Source organism: Anaeromassilibacillus sp. Marseille-P3371, assembly GCF_900169665.1.
In the GTDB taxonomy this organism is placed as follows: domain Bacteria; phylum Bacillota; class Clostridia; order Oscillospirales; family Acutalibacteraceae; genus Anaeromassilibacillus.
In genome coordinates this window covers 2,853,086-2,880,038 of record NZ_LT835157.1, presented here as the reverse complement: position 1 = coordinate 2,880,038, position 26,953 = coordinate 2,853,086, and the positions used below count along the sequence as shown (strand labels likewise).

At 45.7% G+C, this 26,953-nt stretch carries 13 protein-coding genes and 1 pseudogene; all 14 read left to right on the top strand.

Translation table 11 applies throughout. From position 1 onward, the window contains the following. Nucleotides 1-29: 29 nt before the first annotated feature. Nucleotides 30-3,485, top strand: a complete 3,456-nt coding sequence (locus B9Y59_RS12050) for a tetratricopeptide repeat protein (RefSeq protein ID WP_085533728.1) — start codon at nucleotides 30-32, stop codon at nucleotides 3,483-3,485. Nucleotides 3,486-3,584: 99 nt separating this feature from the next. Then, nucleotides 3,585-3,734 (top strand): hypothetical protein, encoded by a 150-nt coding sequence (locus tag B9Y59_RS15885; protein WP_158089025.1) that lies wholly within the window; start codon nucleotides 3,585-3,587, stop codon nucleotides 3,732-3,734. A gap of 1,226 nt (nucleotides 3,735-4,960) precedes the next feature. Beyond that, nucleotides 4,961-5,908, top strand: a complete 948-nt coding sequence (locus B9Y59_RS16850; protein WP_085533726.1) for a GNAT family N-acetyltransferase — start codon at nucleotides 4,961-4,963, stop codon at nucleotides 5,906-5,908. Between the two features lie 204 nt (nucleotides 5,909-6,112). Next, nucleotides 6,113-7,615, top strand: a complete 1,503-nt coding sequence (rlmD, locus tag B9Y59_RS12040) for a 23S rRNA (uracil(1939)-C(5))-methyltransferase RlmD (protein ID WP_085533724.1) — start codon at nucleotides 6,113-6,115, stop codon at nucleotides 7,613-7,615. A gap of 103 nt (nucleotides 7,616-7,718) precedes the next feature. Further along, nucleotides 7,719-8,839, top strand: a pseudogene (locus B9Y59_RS12035) (ISAs1 family transposase). A 172-nt stretch (nucleotides 8,840-9,011) separates the two neighbouring features. Then, nucleotides 9,012-11,009, top strand: a complete 1,998-nt coding sequence (locus B9Y59_RS12030) for a serine/threonine-protein kinase (RefSeq protein WP_085533722.1) — start codon at nucleotides 9,012-9,014, stop codon at nucleotides 11,007-11,009. A gap of 21 nt (nucleotides 11,010-11,030) precedes the next feature. Further along, on the top strand, nucleotides 11,031-11,672 hold the full coding sequence (locus B9Y59_RS12025; protein WP_085533720.1) for a hypothetical protein: 642 nt from the start codon (nucleotides 11,031-11,033) through the stop codon (nucleotides 11,670-11,672). Between the two features lie 1,208 nt (nucleotides 11,673-12,880). Beyond that, the gene (locus tag B9Y59_RS16450; RefSeq protein ID WP_256366519.1) at nucleotides 12,881-13,015 is read left to right on the top strand and encodes a hypothetical protein; all 135 of its coding nucleotides are present in this window, start codon (nucleotides 12,881-12,883) and stop codon (nucleotides 13,013-13,015) included. A gap of 130 nt (nucleotides 13,016-13,145) precedes the next feature. Further along, on the top strand, nucleotides 13,146-13,841 hold the full coding sequence (gene tsaA, locus B9Y59_RS12020) for a tRNA (N6-threonylcarbamoyladenosine(37)-N6)-methyltransferase TrmO (RefSeq protein ID WP_054324411.1): 696 nt from the start codon (nucleotides 13,146-13,148) through the stop codon (nucleotides 13,839-13,841). A 354-nt stretch (nucleotides 13,842-14,195) separates the two neighbouring features. After that, the gene (locus tag B9Y59_RS12015) at nucleotides 14,196-14,654 is read left to right on the top strand and encodes a MarR family winged helix-turn-helix transcriptional regulator (RefSeq protein ID WP_054324410.1); all 459 of its coding nucleotides are present in this window, start codon (nucleotides 14,196-14,198) and stop codon (nucleotides 14,652-14,654) included. Between the two features lie 157 nt (nucleotides 14,655-14,811). Continuing rightward, a complete protein-coding gene (locus B9Y59_RS12010) occupies nucleotides 14,812-15,903 on the top strand; it encodes a TolC family protein (RefSeq protein WP_085533718.1) in 1,092 nt (363 codons plus the stop codon). Nucleotides 15,904-16,080: 177 nt separating this feature from the next. Next, nucleotides 16,081-17,388: an efflux RND transporter periplasmic adaptor subunit gene (locus tag B9Y59_RS12005; RefSeq protein ID WP_054324408.1), complete on the top strand. Its 1,308-nt coding sequence runs from the start codon at nucleotides 16,081-16,083 to the stop codon at nucleotides 17,386-17,388. Nucleotides 17,389-17,391: 3 nt separating this feature from the next. Then, nucleotides 17,392-20,505 carry an efflux RND transporter permease subunit gene (locus B9Y59_RS12000; protein ID WP_085533716.1) on the top strand — a complete coding sequence of 1,038 codons (3,114 nt, stop codon included), beginning with the start codon at nucleotides 17,392-17,394 and terminating at the stop codon, nucleotides 20,503-20,505. 342 nt (nucleotides 20,506-20,847) lie between these two features. After that, on the top strand, nucleotides 20,848-26,953 hold a 6,106-nt coding region (locus B9Y59_RS15880; RefSeq protein WP_158089024.1), incomplete at its 3' end, for a glycoside hydrolase family 2 TIM barrel-domain containing protein.

Here is a 26,953-nt window from a genome sequence, read left to right as displayed (position 1 = left end):
TGCACAATTGTTTTGTCATGGGGTGAGGAATGATGGGAAGAGGGAAAAAAACAGAATATGGCTGTACGGTTCCTTTTCGTGATTTGGAATATCTGTTGGGAGAAATGGAACCCGGCCTGGCGGAGGATACTGGCAAACGGTTCTGCTTTGTATTGGGTGCAGGGGCTTCGATCGAGTCTGGAATACCATCCGGCCAGCATTTAGTCGATCAATGGGATACATACATACGCAGAAGGGACTCGGAACAAGAATACGCCGCATGGAAAGAGAGTATGGGAATCCGCTCAAAGCAGGATCAATATGCGCATTACAGCGACTATTACCAAAAACGGTTTGAAGAGGAACCAGAAGAAGGCCCCATCTTTATTCGCAACAAAACCGCGCGGGCAGAACCAAGCGTGGGATATTTGGCGCTTGCAAGTGTCATGACAGAAACCCAAAATAACATTGTAATCACCACAAATTTCGACAAGCTGCCGGAGACCTCCATATTTCGTGATACCGCGCAGATCCCATGGGTGATTGGTACAGCGAGTGAAATCCCCTATTTGCAATTGAATGCGGAGTATCCAAAGATTCTAAAAGTCCACGGCGATATGTTCCTGGACATGAAAAATAATACGGATGAGATAAAACAGTTGGACGAACGCTGGAAAAACCCGCTGAAGGATGTACTGAGACAATACCATCCGGTTTTCATCGGTTATGCTGGGAATGACCCGAGCCTTATGGGGTATTTGGAGGAAATTGCAGACCGGATAAAACGGCCGTATTGGCTTTATTTTCGGGAAGCCGAACTTACGGAGCGGATTTGGAGGTTTGTGGAAAAAAGCAACGGCTGTTTTGTGGATGGCCGGATTGGGTTTGACGCTGTGTTGATGCACATTTTTAAGAGCTTTCAATTTGAAAAGGCGTACAAAATGCAGGCGGAGAAACGGGACGAAACGTTCCAAACAAAATGGGCGGAAGCAGAGGAAACCTTAAAAAAGCTTTTGGCAGCGGAGACCGACAACAAAATGGACAAGGATACGTCGGACGACGATTCCATCCGCGAAAGCGTAAGAAAGATCACGGGGAATGAGACGCCGGAAAGCATGTTGTACAACCTTTGGAACCAGCCTCAGACAGAACAGAAGAAGCTTCTGGAGGCGGCGTTGAATCAATTCCCTGCCAATGATTATGTTTTGGAAAGCTATGCCATATATTGGTATGAGCAGAGCGAGCCAGATGAAGCGGAGAAGTATTACAAGCGCGCGGTGGAGGCCAATCCTCAAAATGCAAGAAACCTTGGCAATTATGCGCTGTTTTTGGAACTTCAACGGAACGATTATGATAAAGCAGAGGAATATTACTGGCGTGCAGTAGAAGCTGACCCAAAAAACGCTAAACAGCTTGGCAACTATGCGAACTTCTTATGTGATCAGCGAAAAGACTACGCTCGAGCAGAGGAGTATTACCAACGTTCCGTAGAAGCTGGCCCTCAAAACGCAACACAACTTGGCAATTATGCGATATTTTTGGAGGAACAACAGAAGGATTACGACAAAGCAGAGGAATATTACCAGCGTGCGGTAGAAGCTGATCCGAAACATGCAAACATTTTAGGGAACTATGCGAACTTCTTATGCGATCAGCGAAAGGATTACGACAAAGCAGAGGAATATTACCGGCGCGCAGTGGAAGCTAACCCGAAAGATGCAAACAATTTAGGAAACTATGCGGTATTTTTAAAGAACCAGCGAAAGGACTACGACAAAGCGGAGGAATATTACCGGCGTGCAGTGGAAGCTGACCCGAATCATGCAAACAATTTAGGAAACTATGCGACATTTTTAAAGAACCAGAGAAAGGACTACGACAAGGCGGAGGAATATTACCGGCGTGCGGTAGAAGCTGACCCAAAACATGCAACCAATTTAGGAAACTATGCGATATTTTTAAAGAACCAGCGAAAGGATTACGACAAAGCAGAGGAATATTACCGGCGCGCGGTGGAAGCTAACCCGAAAGATGCAACCAATTTAGGAAACTATGCGAACTTCTTATGCGATCAGCGAAAAGATTACGACAGCGCGGAGGAATATTACCGGCGCGCGGTGGAAGCTAACCCGAAAGATGCAAACAATTTAGGAAACTATGCGAATTTCTTGTGTGATCAGCGAAAAGATTACGACAGCGCGGAGGAATATTACCGACGCGCAGTGGAAGCTGACCCGAATCATGCAAACAATTTAGGAAACTACGCGAACTTCTTATACGATCAGCGAAAAGATTACGACAGCGCGGAGGAATATTACCAGCGCGCAGTAGAAGCTGATCCGAATCATGCAAACCATTTAGAAAACTATGCAATGTTTTTAGAGGATCAGCGAAAGGACTACGATAAGGCGGAGGAATATTACCGGCGTGCGGTAGAAGCTGACCCAAAAAACGCTAAACAGCTTGGCAACTATGCGAACTTCTTATGTGATCAGCGGAAAGACTACGTTCGAGCAGAGGAGTATTACCAACGTTCCGTAGAAGCTGGTCCTCAAAACGCAACACAACTTGGCAATTATGCGGTATTTTTGGAGGAACAACAGAAGGATTACGACAAAGCCGAGGAATATTACCGGCGCGCAGTAGAAGCTGATCCGAAGCATGCAAACAATTTAGGAAACTATGCGGATTTTCTATGGAAACAGCGGAAGGACTACGACAAAGCCGAGGAATATTACCGGCGCGCGGTGAAAGCTAACCCGAAAGATGCAACCAATTTAGGAAACTATGCGGTATTTTTAAAGAACCAGAGAAAGGACTACGACAAGGCGGAGGAATATTACCGGCGTGCAGTAGAGGCTGACCCAAAACATGCAAACCATTTAGGAAACTATGCGACGTTTTTAAAGAACCAGAGAAAGGACTACGACAAGGCGGAGGAATATTACCGGCGTGCAGTAGAGGCTGACCCGAAACATGCAAACAATTTAGGAAACTATGCGAATTTCCTGTACGATCAGCGAAAGGATTATGACAGGGCGGAGGAATATTACCGGCGCGCGGTAGAAGCTGACCCAAAGCATGCAACCAATTTAGGAAACTATGCCAATTTTCTATGGAAACAACGAAAGAACTACGACAGCGCGGAGGAATATTACCGGCGCGCGGTGGAAGCTGATCCGAAAGATGCAAACAATTTAGGAAACTATGCGAATTTCCTGTGCGATCAGCGAAAGGATTACGACAGGGCGGAGGAATATTACCGGCGTGCAGTAGATGCTGACTCAAATCATGCAAACCATTTAGGAAACTATGCAATATTTTTAAAGAACCAGCGAAAGGATTACGATAAAGCGGAGGAATATTACCGGCGTGCCTTACAGATCGATCCAAATCATATAAATAATCTGAAAAATTATGCGATATTTCTGAAAGATATCCGGCATGATGCAAAAGCAGCCCGGAAATACCGCCAACGCGCCGAAGAACAAAAAGCAAAAGAATAGGTTCTGGCTCCGCCATGTCTTGGTATACATTCTCACTCTTTGCTGTTCGAATGCAGAGGAAATGGTTAAACCGCTGGCGAAGGAACCAATCAAGAATCCATGGAAATCTGTGAAGGCAGCGCAAAGATATTTTTGCTTGAATCCATTGCAGTAGAGAGTGAAAACGGCTGGAACGGGCTGGGAGAACTGCCAGCCCTCCGCCGGTTTGTGCAAGAAGCGTGCTTTCAGACTGGCCAACAAGCAGCCTGAATGGGAATAATCGAATGCAATGGCGGGACCTGCCGGTATCTTGTCAGGAAGCAAGTTTCCTTTACCAAAAGACTGAGCAAGGGGATTTTTGACTGTAAGCATCCCCTGTAAAGTTTGTCTTCATGCGTAAAACGGTCAAATTGCCGTTTTTTCAAAGAGGGCCGGGTTCGAAGAATGTGGCCATCTATCCAATTGGGTTCTGAAATGGATAAGAGTATGGTTCATAATGGATAACGGCTTGATTTATAAAAAACTGCCTTTGAGAAACTTTTCGAGCGAGTGCATGTAAATATGGGACGTAGACAACTTTCCACTGTGTTATAAAAACAGACGGTCTCTTATATACGGCATATGATAAACATTGTTAGACGCTGATGAGTTGGCCGCAACGTAGGAGATATCGCAGAAATCTTGTAGGTTGATAAAACGGTCAGTGGGGATATAAAACGGAGAAATGCTGAATTCGATTGCAAGCGCATACACCCTTGTTCTGGCGAAACTCTGTGTATATCTCTGGATTTATTCGATGTAGGCACCTTTAGGGGATCGTTGCGTTTCAAAAACGGTCTGACAATCTTGTAAATGCTATGAGAAAAATGTTACAGAAATTGTCAGGGATTTCGCCCCAAAGGATTTTTGAAAGAACCACTGAAAAACGTTATAAGAGTTTTATTTGCCAACGGCTCGTCCTACCTTTGTTTTCAGATAAGGTGGAGAATCCGATACAGGAGAATGAGATGGAGTTCGTACACATGAAAAAAATCCAAAAAGATGGAGTTTCACTCAGCAGGAGATATATAACCTGGGTAGGAACAGATTGTAGAGATGGATATAGCCCCCTTTGTGTGAACGCTCTCAAAACGGAAACGCTGTTATAACATACCGGCCGGTTCTCGTCCGAGACTTACCTGTAGGTGGAAAGAGCTACCCGCACATTTTAAATTGAGAATCATATAGCGTGATATGGATGAGTAATAGCCGCCCAGCCTTTTCTGTTGCAGTTTTGAGATGCTCATAAGGGATCGCTGCGAATATTTGAATAAATATTTTTAATAGGGACAGCCTCCGCAAAAAGCAGGATACCCCTATCGCTATTAAACGAACGGATATTTGTGAGTAGGGAAACGGCGATAAAACGGTACCCGCAAAATGATGGGCTATCTCTATCGCCAATCTAGAACAGGAAATTGTATAGCAAATTGAGAATCAGGAAGAAGGAATACAGTATGATTTTTGAGACGGAACGGCTTTATCTGCGCAGATTGACACAGGATGATTTTGGCAACCTGTGTACAATTTTACAGGATGAAATTGCAATGTATGCTTATGAGCATGCATTTAGCGACACAGAAGTACAGGAATGGTTGGATAGACAGATTGTACGTTATCAGATGGACGGTTTTGGACTTTGGGCAGTGTTATTAAAAGGAACAAACACCTTTGTAGGACAAGCAGGGCTTACAATGCAGGAAATTGGAGATGGCCGGCGCGTTGTGGAGATCGGTTATCTGTTTCGGCAGGATTATTGGCATAATGGATATGCAACAGAGGCTGCACAGGGTTGTAAACAATATGCCTTTGAAATACTCGGTATTCCAGAGGTGTATTCGATCATCCGCGACAATAATTTTGCATCCCAACGTGTGGCAAAGCGCAACGGCATGCAGGCAGTGGGTATGATGGTCAAGCACTACCAGGGAATCGACATGCCACATATCCTTTTCTGTGTCAAAAAAGACCGCATAGAACGGATGAAGCCATGTCAATTGGACACCTGTATGGCGCTTTGGCAGCATGGAAATCAGCAGGCGCACGCATTTATCTCAGAGGCGTATTGGAAAGAAGCCGCTGCTTCTGTTCGAGAACAGCTCCTAGAATCAGAGATTTGGGTCGCTTTGGAAGAAGAAACCGTCCGTGGCTTTGTGGGTTTACAGAGGGACTACATCGCTGGGATTTTTGTAGATTCATCGCATCAGGGCAAAGGCGTTGGAAGCAGACTTCTTACATTTTGTCAGAACCATCATCATACCCTATCGCTTGAAGTCTATGAAAAGAACGAGCGCGCAATTCGGTTTTATCGAAGGCATGGCTTCCAAATCGCTGAACGGCATATAGATGATGCAACAGGCCAACCTGCCTATCGCATGACTTGGGCAGAAAATATGCAGGCATAAGCAGGAATGTCCGCCTTATTGAAAGCTTGCTGTATGGTGAACAGCGAGGCCGGTCTAGTTATGTACATCGAGTGCAGGCAGCGCCATGTGCTATAGAAAAACAGGAAAGATTTTGAATGAAAAATTGCTATTGGATTAGACCGGACCTTCGGCTGATGAGAGAACGGCAAAGAGTTCATACATTATGGATTGGAGAGAAACGTAATGGAAGAGTTAGAAAAGAGAAAACGGCAGCCCTTAGAACGAAATCCAAATCCTTGCCCTCTGTATCGGAAATGTGGAGGGTGTCAGCTGCAAAATATGTCCTATCCGCGCCAGTTGCATTGGAAACAGGAATTGGTGGAGCGGTTACTGGGCCGCTTCCACAAGGTGAATCCCATCGTAGGTATGAAATATCCTTACCACTATCGCAATAAGGTGCAAGCTGCATTTGCTCTCAATAAAAAGAAGCAGATTATCTCTGGCGTATATCAGGCGAGCACCCATCGCGTTGTCCCAGTGGAAAGTTGTATGATTGAAGATGAAACAGCGGACCAAATTGTAGGGACGATTCGAAAACTTATGAAAGATTTTCGGATGGAGCCCTATAATGAAGACACTGGCCGGGGGCTTGTCCGGCATGTGTTAGTAAAGCGTGGCTTTGTCAGTGGACAAGTCATGGTTGTCATGGTAACCTCTTCTCCAATTCTTCCATCAAAGAACAATTTTGTAAAGGCGCTGCGAAAGGCGCATCCAGAGATTACGACGATTCTCCAAAATGTCAACAACCGTCCAACCAGTATGGTGTTGGGGGACTTTGAGAAGGTTCTCTATGGTCCAGGTTATATTGAGGAAGCCTTATGTGGTTGTGTGTTTCGCATTTCTGCCAAATCCTTTTATCAGATCAACCCCGTACAAACGGAAGTGTTGTATGATAAAGCGATCGCGCTTGCTGGGCTTACTGGAAAGGAAACGGTTTTGGACGCCTATTGCGGCACAGGAACCATCGGGTTGATTGCAGCAAAACGTGGCGCGGGCCATGTAATCGGCGTGGAATTAAACCGAGATGCAGTCCGCGATGCGATTTCCAATGCAAAGCGTAATGGAATTAAAAATGTCTACTTTTACAATGCAGATGCAGGAGATTTCCTTTCTGCGATGGCAGATGAAGGGGAATCGGTCGATGTGGTATTGATGGACCCACCGCGTGCAGGCAGTGACGAACGTTTTCTCACTTCCCTTGTTGCTTTATCGCCAAACAAAATTGTATATATCTCTTGTAACCCAGAGACGCTTCAACGTGACCTGCATTTTTTGGTACGGGCAGGTTACAAAGTGAAGGAAATCCAGCCGGTGGATATGTTTCCCCATACAAATCATGTCGAGACGTGCGTACTTCTTTCCCACAAAAAGCCAGACAGTCATATCAACGTAAAAGTCGAATTTGGCGAGGGTAAAGGCAAAGTACCGCTGGATGAGATCGCAAAAAGAGCGGAAAGCTACAAGCCCAAAGAGAGAGTTACCTACAAAATGATAAAGGAATACATAGAAGCTAAATATGGCTTCAAGGTACATACTGCTTATATAGCAGAGGTAAAGAGAAGTTTGGGCTTACCAATGTATGATGCCCCTAATGCGGTAGAAGAATTGAAACAGCCGAGGAAACATCCGACAGGAGAGAAAGTGGAAGCAATAAAGGAAGCGTTGAGGCATTTTGAAGTCATCTAAACCCACGAGCGTATCATTAGGAATACACGACAAACGCATGAGTAAATAAATTGTGAACAAGCCCCCTTTTTCTGATAGGATAAAAGAAAAGGAGGCTGATACCATGGAAGAGCTGCTGAATTGGATGGAATATATCGAAGATGTGCGTCAGGAAAGAAAGGTACGTCACAAACTGAAAGATATCCTTGTAATTGTTCTGTTTGCAACCCTTGCCAACGCGGATGACTGGGTGGAAATGGAGCTGTTTGCAAAGGAATATAAGGATTATCTGCGCGAATATATTGAACTGAAAAACGGGATCCCCTCTCACGACACCCTGAATCGTGTCATGGGACTGTTATCCCCGGAAATCCTTCAGCAGCTCTATGGGAAATGGCAGGAGCTTTTGAACCGAAATGAAGGGGAGACGCTGAAAAAAATCATCTGTATTGACGGGAAAACCATGCGTTCCAACAAAAGGAAGGACAAAGCCCCTTCCCATATTGTTACGGCGTGGAGCCGGGAGGACGGTTTCAGCCTGGGGCAGAAGGCAGTGGAGGAAAAAAGCAATGAGATAACAGCGATTCCGGAGCTGTTAGGGAAAATCCAGATAAAAGGCCAGATTGTTACGATTGACGCGATGGGGACGCAGAAACAGATTGCGGAAGAAATCCGAAGGAAGCGCGCGGATTATGTGCTGGCAGTGAAACGAAATCAGGGAAGTCTATATGAAGATATAAAGCTGTATTTCAGTGATGAGGGAATACAGAAAGAGGTTCGTGAGAAAGGGAGTTTCAGCCAAACGACGGAGAAAGCGCACGGTCAGATAGAGAAAAGGGAGTATTACCAGACAGATGAGATCCGATGGCTGGCGCAGAAGAAGGAGTGGAAAGGGCTGAAAAGTATCGGGATGGAGAAAAAACGCTTAAGAGTGAAACAGGAGAGCGGACGGAATACCGGTACTATATCAGCAGCCTGAAGCCGGAGGCGGAAACGTTTCGGAGGGCGGTAAGGGGCCATTGGAGCGTGGAAAGTATGCACTGGCAGTTAGATGTTACATTCCGGGAGGACTCCAATACGACGCTGAATAAACAGGCGGCGCAGAACCAGAATATCATAAGGAAATGGAGCCTAAGCATCCTGAAAATGATAGAATTAATGAAACCGCGTCTGTCCATGAAGAAGAAACGGTTTGTAATCAGTCTGCGTCCCATTCAATATTTGGAAGAGGTGTTAGCCATTTAAAAAAGGGAAGCTGCCGATGGCGGGGGGTGGGAAACGTTCATGCGTTTGTCCTGATTAGGAATAGTGGTACAATAGAAAAATTAGAAGCAATGTGATACAATGAATAAAAACCCTTGAAAGAGAAGTATTACTTAAATTAAAGAAAGGGAAGGGGATTAGGGAGGACTTGTGAATGAATATTGTTGGACAAGTGATTAACGGATATTTATTTGAAGAAGCGCTCGGAAGTGGGAGTTTTGGTGCTGTATATAGAGTATCAAAAGAAAATAATGTATATGCTGCAAAAGTTTTATCAGAAACCTATATTTTAGATGAATTTAAGAACGAACAAAATCGAATCACAAGAGAAATAGATGTTTTAAAGAATGTAAAAGGAGAAAATCTGATTAAATATCAGGAAGATTTTTGCTTTAAAAATGAGTTTGGCATAATGGAATATGTCATAGTAATGGAGTATTTTTCAGGAAGGACTTTAAGAAGTTTTTTAAGAAACGATGTTGAACTGGAAACGTTGATTCGCATATTTGTAAGCGTATTGTATGGCGTAAGGGATTTGCATAATACTATTATTGAAAATGCGGGTATTATTCATAGAGATTTAAAACCAGATAATATAATGATTGATGACAATCTAAATGTAAAAATAATTGATTATGGTTTGAGTAAAATTATAGATTTTTCCTCGATAACGTCAACAGGAACTCAAATTGGTTCACCGCTATACATGTCTCCAGAACAATTGAAGGATAGCAAACATATTGATTATAGAGCAGATATATATGCTTTAGGAATAATTTTATATGAAATGCTGACTAAAAATATTCCCTATAAAGCTTCAACATTACCCGAGTTATTGATGAAAATTTTGAATGATCCTATCATACCGCCAAAACAGTACAATCCAACTATAAGTGATGGGTTAGAAAATATTATATTTAAGGCAACGGCAAAGGAACCATTTGCGCGCTTTCAGACAGTTGATGAATTTATAGATGCATTTGATAAAAAGAATATTCGAAAAGAATTAGTAACTGTAGGAAAATATTATGCGTGGGTATATCGGGAAAAAGATGTTACAGAGCAATTTGAGAAAGTTAATAAAGCAGATATTATTTATCCTATTCATGTTCAAAATTGGATGAAAAGACTGCATTTACATTTTGCTAATAACAATTTTGAGAATGTAATAATTGATCCATCAACTCAAAGATTGTCTTATGTTGCATTTGGCAATACGAAAGGGCTTGTAGAATTGCCCTATGCGCCAGAAAAAGGCGTAATTTCCTTGGAATACTTACATAATCCTCAGAAACGAAAAGAGTATATTGATAAATGGTATGCGACAGTTTCGATAGGGCAGAAATTAATTTTACCGTATCATTATATAAGTAATACCGATTATCCTGTAGAAAAAGTTGATGATTGGATTAGAATGAATATTCAATTGATTGATGAAAGCTCACAGATGGTCGAGGAAGGAAAAGAAAAATATGCAATGATATCAATTGGGCTTGGGCATTTGGTTTTTCAAGCCGATAAGATATTATCATACTTTGTTCATGCGAAAGTAGACGGATTTATTGTGCAAGTTTCGGATATGAAACAGTTAAATGAGCAATCATTAGGGAGTTATCTTGAATTTATGGTGGATTTACAGAAATATACAAGTAAACCTGTTATTGCTTTGAAAGTTCCAATACCTTTAGGATTGACATTGATTGCTAAGGGGATACATGGTTTTTCACTTGGATTAGCAAGTATAGATTATTTCGATGAGCAATATATAAAGGAAGAAAAAGACTCATTTAATTTATACTCAAAATTTTATTTTCCACAAGTATTATCTTTTTTGACTTATCCAAAAAAAGATACGTTTGCATTTGAACAAATATATAATTATTTTGGTGGATGCGATTGTAAGTGGTGTAATGGTAAATCGGCTATCGAAATAGGTACTGGAGATAAAGGAGTACAGTTGCATCACTGGCAAATGATGATAGAAGAAGTGGATAAATTTAATCAGTATGATGGAGAAGAACGTATTATTTATTTAAGAGAACGTATTGATGTCGCACTGAAGAATTTGGATTCTATACCAAAGGAAATTATGGGGAGCCAAAAGAATACGGATTATTATAAACTGTTAAAGAATTTAAAAAAGATAGTTTAATTAAGTTGAGTAGGTGGAATTATGTTTGTAAACGAAAAAGAATTGGTGGAAAAATTGGTTCTTGATTTACAAGAAAGATTTGGGACTCAATATATTGTCAGAGAACTACGCGGAGGAAACAATATTGCAGATATTGTTTATGCAACAGATATAAATAGAAGCAATATTGTATTTGATGAGTATTTTAATGCATATTACTATTTTAACGGAATTTATAATCACAAAAAAATAAGTGTGAATGAAATGAAAATTTTAGATGAAAGGGTGAACAGGAAATTTCATCATTTTCTTCGTGAGTTAGAAAATCTTGGTTATATTAAAATTAGTGGAAATTACATTACTTCTGTAAAAAAAATTGACGCTGTTACTAAGAATTTTATTGCTGTAGAAGCGAAAATTTCTGACTGGAAAGCTGGATTAGAGCAAGCCATTAGATATAAACAATATGCAAATGAAGTATATGTTGCATTAAGCTCTGAATATGTGCAGAAAGTTGATAGGCAACAATTTAGACAGTTAAATATAGGTTTGATGAGTGTGTCTGCTGGAAAACTTAAAATATCTATTAGAGCTAGAAAACAGCCAGTAGAAAAATTAGATATCCAATATTATATTGCTGATAGATTTTTAAAACAATTAAAATTATCAGAAATGTTAGAATAGTAGAGGAAGAAACGATACAAAACAATTGGAAGTTGTGTATTAGAAACTGGTAAGTCAGAAGAAGATATTGATGATATGAACGAAGATTAAATTCCGAATCAGAGTGATGTAGAATTTATATTAGCTATGTATTTGTGGGAAAAGGGTTGTACGAACAGTATTCGTACTGCAGAAATATTTCTTATATTTCCGTGATTTTGTGGGGATATGTTCTTATTTGGTATGCATGTGGAAACAATAGTGTTGATGTCAAAAGTCCAAGAGTAGATTCGAGAAAATATAAACAGCGAAGGCTGTCCCAAGATTTGTCTTGGGATGGGTTTCATATTCCGAAATTTTCGCTTGAGAGCACGGAAAGAACTGACTTATCATAAAAATGGTAAGGGGTGGAGTGGATCGATTTGGTATTAAAGGCGTTGTGGGAAAAGGTTCGGTAAATTGGAATGTTAAGTTGACAGAAGTACCGAAAATGTTCTTGTTCGATTATTATGATATGGTAAGTAAAAGGCGGAATGCCTATAATGGTAAAACGTCGATGAAACCATTCCTTTCACTTCATCGAGGATGCCGCCTGTAAAGTGTTTTTAAGGGATGGTATTGTAAATACAGTGGATCTTAAAAATGGAATAATAATCTATCATATTACAGACTGTGTCAAGGTATAGGTTTGCTTATTTTTTCGAAATGTTACTTCGCAATAATATCTATATATCTATAGAGAATAGTCCAAATGCTAGATAAGGTCGGAAATAGATATTTGTTATAAGGATAACGGTGATAAAACGACAGCTGCATAATGGCGGGTTGTCCATATCACGAATATACTAAGCGATAAAAATGTCCGCATTCGATCAAGTTCAACATTTGAGAAGGATGTTTCCGCAGGAGAACGGAAGGTACAAAAGATGCTACGCGTCCAGACAAGGTTAGTTGAAAGCGATTCTTAGTACTCTTTTATTTAGAAAACCGTACAGTTTTGTTTTGGATTTTTACTATGCGATAAGCGCTATGAAATTTTAGGACGGTATGATTTACGAGGCATATCGTCCTTTTTGTAAGCAAGGATTCAGATCTCTAGCACAAATATTATGATCGGAACCGAAAGAATACAATTAAGGGATACTACTTATGCATGCGAGGGAAGGCTGCTCGTTTATGCTATCCTTCTCAAAGGGTTAGTACGGATCAGCTTAAAACAGAAGGGGTGAATGAGAAGCATTGGATGTCCGATTGAAGACTTAGAAAAAACATTCGTGGTGGCAATCCATACTGGCATCTGTTATACTCTAAAAGACGGTTCTTCAGATGGGGAACGATATTTCACGATTTTGCAGATGATGTGAAAATTTAGATGGCACATTGGCAGGGTGAGTCCTTTAAAATATCAGATACTGTAATCGATGCAACAATTTTAAAAAGGAATTGGAAAAGAGTATCACATAATATGCTAGGATTCTAAAAAAGGAGCGTCATATGAGCGAGTCATTTGCAGTCAAGGTAATCGCGCGGATGCACAGCGATTTCCCAGCAAAGTTTGGCATTCCCAGACAGAGCGGTTTGGTGAATGCGCTGAAAAGTACAGTGGTGTTTGAACCAGTTTATCGCAATCCCGATGCCGTACGCGGCTTGGAGGAGTTTTCTCACATTTGGCTGATCTGGCAATTTTCTGAAGCGGTGCGGGAAGGATGGTCGCCAACGGTCCGCCCGCCTCGTATGGGAGGAAACACTCGTATGGGAGTATTTGCAACACGTTCTCCTTTTCGGCCCAATGCCATTGGGCTATCCTGTGTGAAATTGGAGCATATAGAACCGAATTCTTCAAAAGGGCCCCTGCTTTATGTATCCGGTGCAGATCTGATGGATGGCACGCCAATTTTGGATATTAAGCCCTATCTTCCAGGGGTGGACAGCCATCCAGATGCAATAGGAGGCTTTGCGGATTCATTTCGCGGATATGCTGTGGAGGTTCAGTGTCCAGAGGAACTCCTCTCTCATGTACCGGAAGACCGCCGGGAAGCCCTTTTAGGGATATTGGCGCAGGACCCACGTCCGTCCTATCAGAATGATCCGGAACGTCTTTATGGCCTTTCCTTTGGCGGCCTTAATGTTCGCTTCCGTGTATGTGACGGTGTTTTATTGGTCTGCGAGATTATACCGGAGATTCTATAAAAACGGCCATGTAAACTACATTGTCTTTTTATAGAGTGAAGAAGGTGTATAATAGAACTCTTTGAAATTGCCTTTCGCCGCACCTAAGGTGCGGCTTTTCTTTTTGTATAGAATACCAGAACGGATCTTATCCAAAGTGATTCCAAGATGAAAAAGTTATATAGCCGCCAAAAGTGGGCGCTGAAAACACGTACAAAAAGATTTCTATAAGTCTATTTGTAAACGATTTGAGAATTTTTTCACAGGATTCTTGACAGCCTCTTCCTTTTGAACTAGACTTACGATGCATTCAGTTAACCGAGTTAACTTTTGCGAGGGGAACATAAACGATACACCGGACGGGGAGGTATGTTATTGGGACAGCTTGGAAACCAGTTGCTTCATGCATTGTTGAATTTAATACAAGGCCTGCGGCACTACGAAATCGGAGGTCCGCTTTCCAAAACGACGATGATGATGCTGTTGTTGATTCGTGAAAAGTCAGAGGAAAACAAAAAAGCTGGCGGTGTGGCTGGTGTGATTGCCTCCACACTGAGCACAGAGTTAGAGGTTTCAAAACCTGCCGTGACAAAGGCGGTCAATTATTTGGAACAGCGGGAACTGGTGACGCGCGTAAATGGACAGGATGACCGGCGGCATGTTTATGTGATGTTGACTTCGAAGGGAGAAAAAACCTTGGAGGAAGCTTATCAGGCGACTATGAACAGTATGGATCATTTGGTCGAGTGTTTGGGAGAACTGGATACAGAATTATTCATTCGCCTCAGTGGGCAGATTGCACAGGCATGCCAGGAGCGCCATCTTCCCAGATGAATCCATGTTCTAAAACATAGAATATTGGAATACATTCCTGCGGGATATGACCGCGTGCAGAAAACTCATCCGATCCACATCAATGGATGGATTGAACATAAATTTGGGAGAGTCATAAAAGATTGTAATGAGTCTATTTATTTAGGAGGAACGATTCATGAGCAAACGTTTTTGGTCTATACTTCTCGCCGCCGTGCTTTTGTGTTGTCCGGTTGGGCTGTTAGGGAGTGGGACACAAGCTTCTGCCAAAGAGCTTTGGGAGAGTAAAGTGATCGCGTACGACGATATTGAGGACATTGTGGATGGCAGCTTGGATTTTTCTGGGCAGTCGAGTGCGATCAACCAGAGCATTGCAGCCTTAAAGCAAAGCCAGCAGAGCCTGAATAAGCTTTCACAGCAACTCAGCAGTGCAGCAGCGCAATTGCCGCAGGGGTCCACATTGGCCGATATGTTGAATGGCCTACAGACGATGACGCAGTCACTCAGTGCACAACTGACGAGCACCAGCAACAGCCTCAGCCAGTCAATGGTGCAGATCGATCAGGCGCGCAACCAAGTGGTAATTGGTGCAAAAAATCTTTATATTGCCTACAATAGCTTGGTGGATCAACAGGACGAATTGCGCCGGAGTTTGGATGTGTTTGACAAGAATCTAGCAGCTAGTCAAAAACAATATGAGTTGGGAATGATTACTGCGTTGGATTTAGAAAATACCAAATCGGCCCGTAATACGATTTCTTCCGGTATTGATACCATGGATTTAGAAATCACAGCACTCAAACGGAGCTTTAACACGCTGATCGGCCGCAATTATAACCAAGGGCTGACAATTAAGTCCTTGCCGCAGCCGGATACCTATTATGTAGAGAAGATTCATTTTTCAGACGATTTGCAGGACGCTTATAATAACTACATATCATGGGGGGGCAGCAGCTCTGTACCCAGCAACCAAGAAAACTTCGACGAGGAAAAGGGTTCCTTTGGCGCATCATTCCGCAAACTTTATGAAAATATCGGCGACAAGCAGCGCCTGCTGACAAACGCGCAGGCCACCTTGGCTCTGGAACAAAAAAACTATGATGCTTCCTTGAAAAAATATCAGTTGGGGATGTTGTCAGAACTCGCTTTGGTAAGTGCGCAAGATCAGCTCGACACTCAGAAAGCAGCCGTTCGTACAGCAGAAACCAATTTATTCTCTGCCATTGAGCAATATAAATGGGCATTGGAGTATGGGATCATCAGTGAATAAACAGGGGCATGAGCGAGCTGTTGACAAAGGATTTTCCCAAAAATCAGCGTGCTATTACAAAGCGGTACTGCCTATAAACGTTATTTGTAATATTAATATATTGCTTGATTTTTTAGCGGAGAGGTTTGTCAACAGCTTGATGAGGACCAGATTTTGCAGGATAGGAGAGAATAACTCATGAAAAAACAGTCCCATTGGTCCGCCGCGATCTGTGTAGCATTGGCGGTGGCGGTTGTATGCAGCGGGTGCTCCAGCAGCGCAGAGCCTGCGAACGCGGAGCCAGAAGAGGCAGAAGTCGTCTCGGTGGAAGTGATGCCCGCCAAGCTTGGAGAGATTCAAAGTGAATTTCTCTACTCCGGAAAGGTGAAACCAGTAGAAGAAGCCAATGTGGTCAGTACAGTAGGGGGAACGGTCCAGGAGGTCTATTATCAAGTGGGGGACCATGTGGACAAGGACGCAACCCTGTTCCAAGTAGGTACGGAGGATATTGAGAACAATTTAGAAGTTCTTAACGCGCAATTGGCTGCTGCGCAGGCCAGCGTGAAATCTGCGCAGACCAGTTTAGAACTGGTCAATGGCGCAACGATGCAGTCACAAATTCAGTCTGCGAAAGCTGGCCTCGAACAGGCCGAAATCGCCTATAACGATATGAAAACAACCTATGAGAACAACAAACAGCTCTATGAGGCGGGGATTATATCAAAAAGCGATATGGATCAGACGGAGACTGGATTGAAAAATGCAGAGATCGCTTACAATCAGGCAAAGGAAAGTTACGATTTAATCGCCAACCAGATGCCGGCAGAAAATCTTCGAAAGGCACAGGATGGCTTAGCGGCGGCCCAAGCCAATGAGAAGGCCGTACGGGCCCAAATGGCGAGTGCAGAAAAAACGCTGCGCGATGCGACGGTGAAAAGTCCCATCTCGGGTGTGGTGACCGCGTGCAATGTGACCGCAGGAACCATGTATTCCAGTGCGGCCGGTGCGGCCTTTACCGTCAGTGACACGAGCCGCGTGTATATTGATGTAAATGTTTCAGAAGAACTCATCAATCGCATTGCCGTGGGGCAGAGCGTGGATGTAAAAGTCAGTGCTGTTTCGGATACGCCATTTACGGGCAAAATTGATCGCATCAATCCTGCGGCGGGGCAGACCGGTACATATAATGTAAAGATTGTTCTGGACAATGCGGATGGGCAATTGAAATCCGGAATGTTTGGAGAGGTACATTTTGTAAATGAACGGCATGAAAACGTAATCGTTCTTCCAAGAGACGCTGTGTTGACCTCGGACGACCAATCGTATGTGTTTGTCAATGAAGAGGGCGTCGCTAGAAAGGTGGAAGTGACCACCGGTATCGATACAGGAGAGCAGGTGGAGGTGACTACGGGACTTGCGGAAAACAGCAGCGTTGTTATAAAGGGCCAGAGCTTCCTGACGGACGGTGACGTGATTGAAGCCTCCGATTCGGAAAAGGAGGCGTAATGTATGCCGACAAAAACCGCGATTAAGCGTCCTATCACCACCATTATGGTGATGTTGGTGTTCATTTTGGCAGGCCTTGTTTCTTTGTCCGCCTTGAAGTTGGATTTGATGCCTTCGATCAATATACCAATTGCAGCGGTCAGTACGACTTATGTCGGCGCGGGCCCGGAGGAGATCGAAAGTCTGGTTACCAAACCAGTGGAAGAGGCTTTGGGGACTGTCAGCAACGTGGATACCATTACCTCGACCTCTTCCGCCAATTCTTCCATGGTAATCGTGCAATTTGTGGATGGAACCGACGTGGATATGGCTGCCATCGACTTGCGTGAAAAAATTGATCTGGTCAAAAGCAGCTTGCCTGAAGGGGCAAACGATCCGATGGTCATCAAAATGGACCCTAGCATGTTGAGCAGTATCATGGTGGGCGTCCATGGGGATATGGATCTCTCCAAATTGACCACGGAAATTGAAGACCATGTAATCAACCGCCTGGAACGCATTGACGGCGTGGCCTCTGTCAGCATGACAGGCAGTGTCGATCAAGAAGTGCAGGTTGTTTTAAAGCCGGAAAAGATGCAGGGATACAATGTGACGGTACAGCAGATTTCCGGGATGCTACAGGCAGAAAACTTGAACCTACCGACGGGCAGTATTGCGCAGGGCGATGCCAAGCTACAATTGCGTTCGGTTGGTCAATTCGAATCGGTTGATGAAATCCGCGACTTGCCGATTACCACTTCAACAGGAGCGCTGATCCATCTGCGCGATGTGGCGGATGTCAAGGAAGTGGAAAAGGAAGAAGACTCCTATGCCCTAATTGATGGACAAAAGAGCATCATTCTCACCATCCAAAAACAGTCCAATGCCAACTTGGTGGATATTTCCGAGAAAATTGTCGAAGAACTCGACAAGATTGAAGCCGACGATCCAGAGTTGAATGTGACAATGCTCACCAATACGGCGGATTATATTACGACTTCTGTCAGTAATGTTTTGAGCACAGCGGTGCAGGCAGCTCTGATGGCCATGGTCGTGTTGTTCCTATTTTTGCGCAATGGAAAGTCCTCTCTGATTATCGGCGTATCCATCCCGACTTCGGTTATTGTGACATTCGCATTGATGTACGTTTGTGGTATGTCCCTGAATGTCATCTCTTTGGGCGGTTTAACCATCGGTATCGGCATGTTAGTGGACAATTCCACCGTTGTGTTGGAGGCGATTACACGCCATCACGAGGAAGGCATGAGCGCGCGGAAAGCGGCTGAGACAGGGACGGCGGAGGTTGCGCTCTCGGTCATGGCCTCAACGCTGACTACCGTGGCGGTATTCATTCCTTTGATGTTTGTACAGGGAATGATTGGCCAGATGTTTAAAGATCTGTCCCTGACCGTGAGTTTTTCGTTGGGGGTTTCCCTGATTGTCTCCGTGACCTTTGTCCCCATGGCGGCCTCCCGCCTACTCAAAAGTACGGATGCAGAGCGCATGGAAAAACATCCCCGCCTCCATGCATTTCTCAATCTTTGGAAGCGTGGATTGGATGCGCTGGACAGCGGCTACCGCCGGGTTCTGCACGCTTCTCTGCGGCATAAAAAACGTGTGGTTGCCCTGGTGTTGCTGATCTTTGTAGCCTCTCTGTCCTTGCTACCCGTGGTAGGAGTGAACCTGATTCCCTCTATGGACCAAGGTTCGGCAAGCATTTCGATTGCGATGCCAAAGGGAACGGTTTTGTCGGAAACCTCGAAGGTGGTCGATCAAGTGACGGCTCAGCTCGGGGATATTCCGGAGATTGACGAATGGTATGTCACCGCAGGGGGATCTTCTACAGACGGCGCCAGTGTAACCATCAACCTGGTAGGGATGGACCAACGCGACCGGTCGACGGATGAAGTGGTGGATGAAATCCGCGGGCGGGTAAAAGGGATTGCCGGCGCAGAAATTACAGCTTCTGCTTCCAGTTCTGCAATGGGATCGTTTGGCTCCTCTTCGGATGTACAGTTCCAGCTGAATGGCGATGATACCGAACAGCTCCGTGCGATCGGGAACGACTTGATGGAACAATTGGAGAAGGAGCCCTGGGTAACCGATGTTTCCAGTTCGTTGGACGATGCAGTCCCGGAGGCCAGCATCGTGATCGACCGCGTAAAGGCGTCTTCCTACGGGATTACTGCGTCGAGCATTGCCAGTGCGGTCAGCACAGCGGTGACAGGCAGCGTTCCCACCCAATATAAAGTGGACGGCGACGAAATCGACGTCCGAATTATGGAAGATCCGGACCGTATCCGCTATCTGAATGATTTACAGGGGATCACCGTACCGGCGGCAAACGGTTCACCCATTCCGTTGACAGAGGTGGCGGAAATCCGGGTGGCAGACGGTGCTACTCAGATCACTCGTACCAACCAGCACCGTTATATCACCATCAGTGCCAATACGACGGATATTGACTCTGCAACCGCACGCCGCAATACGGAAGCTGTTCTCGATCGGTATCATTTCCCCGAGGGATATGACTATGAATTCACTGGAACGATGGATAGTATTGTCGAAACCTTCACCAGCCTGCTCGTGGTGCTGATTGTTGCCATCCTGCTGGTCTATATGATTATGGCAGCGCAGTTTGAATCGTTCATTCATCCATTTATCATCATGTTCTCCCTGCCGCTAGCCTTGACCGGTGGAATCATGGGACTGTTTGTAACGGGCAATACCATTACTGCGACGTCATTTATGGGCTTTATTATGTTGGTCGGCATGGTGGTCAACAATGCAATTGTGCTAGTGGACTACACCAACCAACTCAGAGAACGCGGGATGGGCTGTGTGGAAGCGCTGGAAAAGGCGGGGCCCACTCGTTTGCGTCCTATCCTGATGACTACCCTCACCACGGTACTGGGAATGGTCCCAATGGCGCTTTCCACGGCGGAAGGTACAGAAATGCAACGTCCAATGGCAATTACCATTATTTTTGGTATGACGCTCTCTACCGTAATCACTTTGGTATTTATCCCGGTTCTGTATGCCGGCGTGGATAAATTCCGGCATGGCCGGAAGAGCAAAAAGAACAAGCGGAAGTTCCACGAAGGGCAACGCGGAGAGGCTATGCCGGAGGGAATGTAAATCATTAAAGTGCAGCCCAGAGGGATCAATCCCTCTGGGCTTTTTTGCTTTTGGAGTCCAATTGAAAATCATTATCCTATAAAATACAAAGAAAATACAAGAATTTCAGAAAAAAGTACTATCTTTTTTGGAAATAAATTGTTATAATATATAAAAAAGTTGGAAACTGAGAAAGAATACTGTTTGCTTTATGAATGGCACGGAATTCAGTATTTCATTTAAAAAATAAGGAACACCAAAGATCGGATAGCTCAACAGCGTTTCGGTAGAGGGAGCGTTGTGGAGAAAGAGGATGTTTGGTGGTTCCTTGTTTAATATTTTTTAAGATGGGGAGAGATGTGCATGAAATCGAAACGGCTGGTTTCCTTGCTTCTTTCGGCGATCATGACCGTCAGTGTTGGCATTCAGCCTGCATTTGCTGCGGGAAATGACGCGGGAGATCCTTGGAACAGCAACGCACAGTGGCCGCAGCTTACGCGGGCCGCTTCCGAAATGAAGCCCGAAGACCAGAAATTTACCCACAAGGAGTGGACAGGCACGACCTATACCGGCCTCGACGGCTCGGAAGAGAATGCTTGGGATGTTGTTGGAATCAATCGAGAGCCTGCTGCAACGTCTACTGTTCCTTATGAATCTGTGGACAAGGCAGTGACCGGTGCCGTGGATTATGCAAAGGATCAATCCGCATATGTCCAGATGCTCAGCGGTTCCGGCGAAAAAGATTGGCAGCTTGTCGTGGTATCCAACCCGGAAAAGGGTCAGAAATACCTGGATGACGGCTTTATGAACCCCGATTATGAGGTGAAGGCCGAAGATGGGTGGCACGATGTGGATGTTCCGCGCAGCTGGACCCGCTATGAGGACTGCGGCGATTGGGACTATTCCATTTATACGAACACCCAGATGCCTTGGCAGGAAGGGGACAACCCCAGCGTTCCGCAGGCGCCGACGAATTACAACCCGGTGGGTTTCTACCGCAAGGAATTCACTGTGAAACCCTCCATGCTTCAGGACAACGGCCGCGTGCTGATTTCCTTCCAGGGCGTGGAGTCCGCTTATTATGTGTATGTCAACGGCCATGAGGTCGGCTATAGTGAGGACAGCTATCGTCCGCACGAGTTCGACATCACCGATTATCTGAACCCGCAGGGCGAAGTCAACACCCTTGCAGTAAAGGTACATAAATTCTGCGACGGAACGTGGATGGAAGACCAGGATATGATCTACGACGGCGGTATCTTCCGCGACGTCTACCTGTATTCCACCCCCTTGGTGCATATCTCGGACTACCGCGTCATCACCGACTTGGACGAGACCTACACCAATGCAGATCTGCAGTTGAGCCCGGTCGTGACCAACTATGCGACACAGGATGTCTCCAATTTTGCAATCGACGTTCAATTGTTTGATGCAGAGGGCAACAACGTCTTTGCAGACGACCCGATGCGCATCGATCTCGGCGCGATTGCCGCTGGCAAGTCGGCTACCGCAGATGTCAGCAAGCTGGTCAAGAGCCCGAAACTTTGGAGCGCCGAGGACCCGAACCTCTACACACTGGTCCTCAACCTCTACGACAAAAATTCCGGCAAGCTGTTCGAAAGCGTTTCCCAGCAACTCGGCTTCCGCGAGATCGAGTTCACCCGTACGGAGGTAGATGAGAACTACAACCGCATCACAACGGAATATGAGCCGATCACCATCAATGGACAGCCGTTGTTGTTCCGCGGCACCAACCGCCACGATTCCGACCCATTTGGCGGCAAATATGTGCCGAAGGAAACTTATGAGGAAGACGTCAAGCTGATGAAGGAATGGAACCTGAACGCAGTCCGTACCTCTCACTATGCGAATGATGAGTACCTCTATTACCTCTGCGACAAGTATGGCCTGTATATGATGGGCGAGACAAATGCGGAATGTCATGCCATTATGGGCCAAAACGACAATATCAATAAATACCTGAGTACGGTTCTATTCGACCGTGAAAATACCTCTTACCAGACGTTGAAGAATCAGACCGCGGTTGTCGCATGGTCCATCGGCAATGAGATGAGCTATGACCGCCACGGCGGTGACAATATTTTCCCGCGCTTGGTGTGGTTCTTCAAGGACCGCGATTTGACTCGTCCGGTTCATGCGGAAGGTTTGAACCAGGACTGTGGAACCGATATGGGCAGCAATATGTATCCGTCGGTCAGTGCAGTACAGGGATATGCTGGCGAAGGCAAGATGCCGTATGTCATGTGCGAATATGCCCATGCGATGGGCAATTCGGTCGGCAACTTGAAAGAGTATTGGGATGCTGTCCGCAGCTCTGACAATATGCTCGGCGGCTTCATTTGGGACTGGGTTGACCAATCCCGTGCCATTGACCTCGATACCCTGCCCAGCCAGAGCAGCATCACTGAGTTGAGTAAAAATGCAGCGGTAGCAACCGTGACAGGCGCAACCAGCGCAGTTGACGCAGACGATGCTTCCCTTACAGGCAAAGCATACGATGGATATTCCGTGATTTCCGGCGCGGCCAACGACGTCTATAACGCTGTGCTCTCCGGTTCGGATGCAAACTTTACCTTTGAAGTGATGGTAAAGCCGAATTCTACTGCATCTAACAGCGTATTTATCGCCAAGGGCGATACGCAGGTTGCTTTGAAGACCAGAAGCAGTGGAAATGCCGGCGTGGAATTCTTTGTCTATGACGGTGCAAATTGGAATTCTGCTTCCTTTGACCTCCCGAGCGACTGGGTGGGCAATTGGCACCAGATCGCCGGTACCTATGACGGTACTGCTTTGAAGGTCTACTATGACGGAAGACTGATGAATACCAATAATGGTAGCTTCAATATCCATACCAATAGTTATGATCTTGGCATTGGTATCGATTTGGAGCACAATCGTACCGTGGACGGCGAGATCTCGCTTGCGCGTATTTACAACAGAGCGCTGACGGCGGAGGAACTCCAGGCACAGAACAGCCAGACTCCGGCCATTGGCGCAGAAGATGACAGTGTGGTCCTGTGGCTGGATTACTCTGAGCCGATGACCCAGCTTGAGCAGCAGTATTGGGACTACTACGCAGAGGACTATGCCCATCAAAATCTTTATAATGAAGAGATGGATGGCAAGTTCTTCGGCTACGGCGGAGACTGGGGCGATACCAACAACAGTGGTAATTTCTGTGTGAACGGCATCGTATCCCCGGACCGTGACCCGCAGCCTGAGCTCTATGAAGTAAAATACCAGTACCAGTCTATCTGGGTGACGGCCACGGAAAATGAGCTCATGAACCGCAAGGTCAACATCTATAACGAGAATAATTTCACGAATGTCAATGCTTATGACGTCCAGTGGCAGCTGTTGCAGGACGGCGAAGTGATTGATGAAGGAATCCTCGCGGACGAAGAGGCAAATATAGCGCCGAAGGAAACCAAGTCTGTTACGATTCCGTATACAATGCCGGCAGAAAACGAGCGTCCGGCAGGTGCGGAGTATTACCTCAACATCAACTTCCTGCTCAAGGATGATTGCTGGTGGGCAGATGCTGGCCATGAAGTGGCGCACGAGCAGTTTGCGATTCCGGCAGCTGTTCCAGCAGTGGCCCCGGTCATTTCGGAGAAAGATGTAACGGTTGATACTGAAAGCGACGCGGACTATGTGTTGGTCAAAGGGGAGGACTTCTCCTTTAAGCTGAACAAGTCAACAGGTGCGATGTCCAATTATGTTTTCAAAGGCGAAGAGATCATCGAGGAGGGACCCGTTCCGGACTTCTGGAGAGCAGCGATTGATAACGATAAGAGCATGGATTCCACCTGGAAGAGCGCCAATAAGAATATCACGCTGAATGAAGATGGACTGACCGTCTCTGCTGCAGAGGATGGGAGAATGGTCGTTACCACGGAATTGACACTCAATAATGCGAAGGGTGCCAAGGAGACCGTAGTGTATACCATCGACGGATCTGGCGCAGTTACCGTTAAGATGACGCTGGATGCCACTGGAACCGGTATGGGCCAGCTGCTGAAGGTTGGTTCCACAATGACTTTGCCGGCGGGCTATGAGGATATTACCTGGTATGGCAACGGCCCGTCTGAAGGTTACATCGACCGTTGCACCTATGCAATGACTGGTGTCTATACCTCAACGGCAACCGATTCCTTCTATCCGTTCCTGAAGACACAGACCACTGGCGACTACAATGGCGTGAAGTGGATGGCTCTCACCGGTGAGAACAAGCCTTATGGCGTACTTGTAGCCGGTAAACAAGATCTGGAGGCAGGTGCTCTTCATTTCACAGCTGATGAGCTGGATGCTGCAAATCATCCATATGAATTGAAAGGCCCGAATGAAGAAACATATTTCCATGTGGACCTGATTTCTCGCGGCCTCGGCGGCGCAAGCTGTGGCCCGGACACTTTGGAGCAGTATACAGTCCCGAACGATAAGGCGTACACCTATGAGTACACAATCGTTCCGTATGAAACCGCTTCGGGCGATCCGATGGAGCTGAGCAAGCCCTGGAGAACCCTGGAGAGCTTTGATCAGGATGCTTTTGACCAGCAGCAGGCCCAGGCAGTCGAGGAAGCGATTGACTCGATCTTTGTATACTCCTATGACCAGCTCGCTGACATTGAGGCAATCGTGGACCTCTATGAAGGCCTGACCGACAGCCAGAAGAAGCTGGTATCCAATTATGAGGAACTGGAAACGGCATTGGAAGAAGTCCAGGCACTCAGAGGGAAGGCTCCGTATGTGGTGGATCAGAGCGCAAATGCTATGAATCCCGTTCTCCCGGATACGGCCAATCTGATTCAGGACGATACCTTCGGCGCCGCTTTGACAGGTTATATGCCGGTCCCGAATGACAAAGGAACTGAGGGCGGCGACATCTTCAAGGATGTGTTCAAGGGCAAGAATCCGTTTACCGTGGAAGTCTGGGTGAAACCGTCCAGCAGCCAGAAGGATTACGATATGTACCTTGGCAAGGGCGATAGCTGTATGGGCTTCCGTATGCGCTCGACGACGATTGACTTTTTCATCAAAGCCAACGATGGAAAGTGGTATACCTATGAGTATGCGTTTAATCGCGACGAAGTGATCAATAAATGGAATCATATCGCCGGCATTTATGACGGCAGCAAACTATATCTTTACCTGAACGGCGAAATTGTCGCACAGGCGACTGACAGTTCCACAGGTGGCGTTTCTTCCAACGATACGAACTTCTACATCGGTTATGACCCGGAGACGGGGAGAACCAACAGCAACCAGTTTGCCAAGGTGCGCGTATACGATAAGGCGCTCAGTGTGGATGAACTGAATGGTCAGGACGCTTATGATAAGGCGGAAGCGGATACGCCAGCAATTGCTCCAGACAATGAGAATGTTGTTCTGTGGCTTGACTTCACAAAACTCGGATACAATGATGCACCGGTGGTTGATGGAGACGAATTAGCACTTTCTCCGAAGGATGCAGAAATCGTTGTAGGCACCAGCCAAGAGTATACCATTGTAAAGGCCGCTCCGACGGCGATTGCAAAGGCGGGTTCTGTACGTGCAGCAGCAACGCTGGAAGATCTGCAAGCACTGTTGGATCAAGTAAACGCCATTGACACCAGCATCTATACCGAGAGCAGCGTTGCAATTTTGGAAGCAGCAGTCAATGTGGCAAATGTTGTCATCATAACTCCGGGCGTAACGGAGGCAATCATCGACAGTGCCTATAACATGTTGAAGGCAGCACTTGAAGGATTGGTGTGGGACGATACCTATGAAGTGACTTCTGCGGTTTGGTCCATCGTGGATTCTTTTGGCCGTGAAATTGAAGGCGCCACCATTACCCCGAATGCGGAAGATGCCGGCAAGGCGACCGTTTCTGTAGGCGAAGCGGTTCCGGTTGGAACACGAATTCGCGTGATGGCGACGAACATCAATGGCAATGAGAATCTTACAGCAAAGACCTATGCAACCGTCGTTCCAGAGCCGGAAAAGACCCCGCGCGAAAAGCTGGAAGAACTGTATCTGGAAGCGACCAAGATCCACGACGCAGGCCAGGGCGAGTATCTGGAAGAGGCTTGGAATGCGTTCGAGTCCGCTTATGAGGCGGCAGGAGCAACGCTTGACAACGAGGCGGCGACGGACGACGAGCTGAGAAATGCAGCAGAGACTCTGCAAAATGCCATTGACGGCTTGACCGCAGAAGAGCCATCTGAGCATAAGCTGTTGGTTGAGTTCGACGACAATGTGACTTTGTGGGTCGACGGAGAGAAACCGCCCTATGCGGATAAGCTAGGCAGCTATACGGCAAATGTTATGGCAGGCGATGAAGTACAACTGACCTTTGCTCCGAGAGTGGACGGCAGAGAATTTGCAGCAGCCTCTGTGATTGTGAACGGTGAAGAGACAGCAATCGATATCGAGGCGCTGGAATCCACAAGAGCGATTGACTATG

Coding starts and splice junctions, on each gene's coding strand:
- B9Y59_RS12010 (WP_085533718.1), top strand. CDS start 14,812: ATGAGCAAACGTTTTTGGTCTATACTTCTCGCCGCCGTGCTTTTGTGT.
- B9Y59_RS12005 (WP_054324408.1), top strand. CDS start 16,081: ATGAAAAAACAGTCCCATTGGTCCGCCGCGATCTGTGTAGCATTGGCG.
- B9Y59_RS12025 (WP_085533720.1), top strand. CDS start 11,031: ATGTTTGTAAACGAAAAAGAATTGGTGGAAAAATTGGTTCTTGATTTA.
- B9Y59_RS15885 (WP_158089025.1), top strand. CDS start 3,585: ATGGAAATCTGTGAAGGCAGCGCAAAGATATTTTTGCTTGAATCCATT.
- B9Y59_RS12030 (WP_085533722.1), top strand. CDS start 9,012: ATGAATATTGTTGGACAAGTGATTAACGGATATTTATTTGAAGAAGCG.
- B9Y59_RS12000 (WP_085533716.1), top strand. CDS start 17,392: ATGCCGACAAAAACCGCGATTAAGCGTCCTATCACCACCATTATGGTG.
- B9Y59_RS12050 (WP_085533728.1), top strand. CDS start 30: ATGATGGGAAGAGGGAAAAAAACAGAATATGGCTGTACGGTTCCTTTT.
- B9Y59_RS16850 (WP_085533726.1), top strand. CDS start 4,961: ATGATTTTTGAGACGGAACGGCTTTATCTGCGCAGATTGACACAGGAT.
- B9Y59_RS16450 (WP_256366519.1), top strand. CDS start 12,881: ATGAGAAGCATTGGATGTCCGATTGAAGACTTAGAAAAAACATTCGTG.
- tsaA (WP_054324411.1), top strand. CDS start 13,146: ATGAGCGAGTCATTTGCAGTCAAGGTAATCGCGCGGATGCACAGCGAT.
- rlmD (WP_085533724.1), top strand. CDS start 6,113: ATGGAAGAGTTAGAAAAGAGAAAACGGCAGCCCTTAGAACGAAATCCA.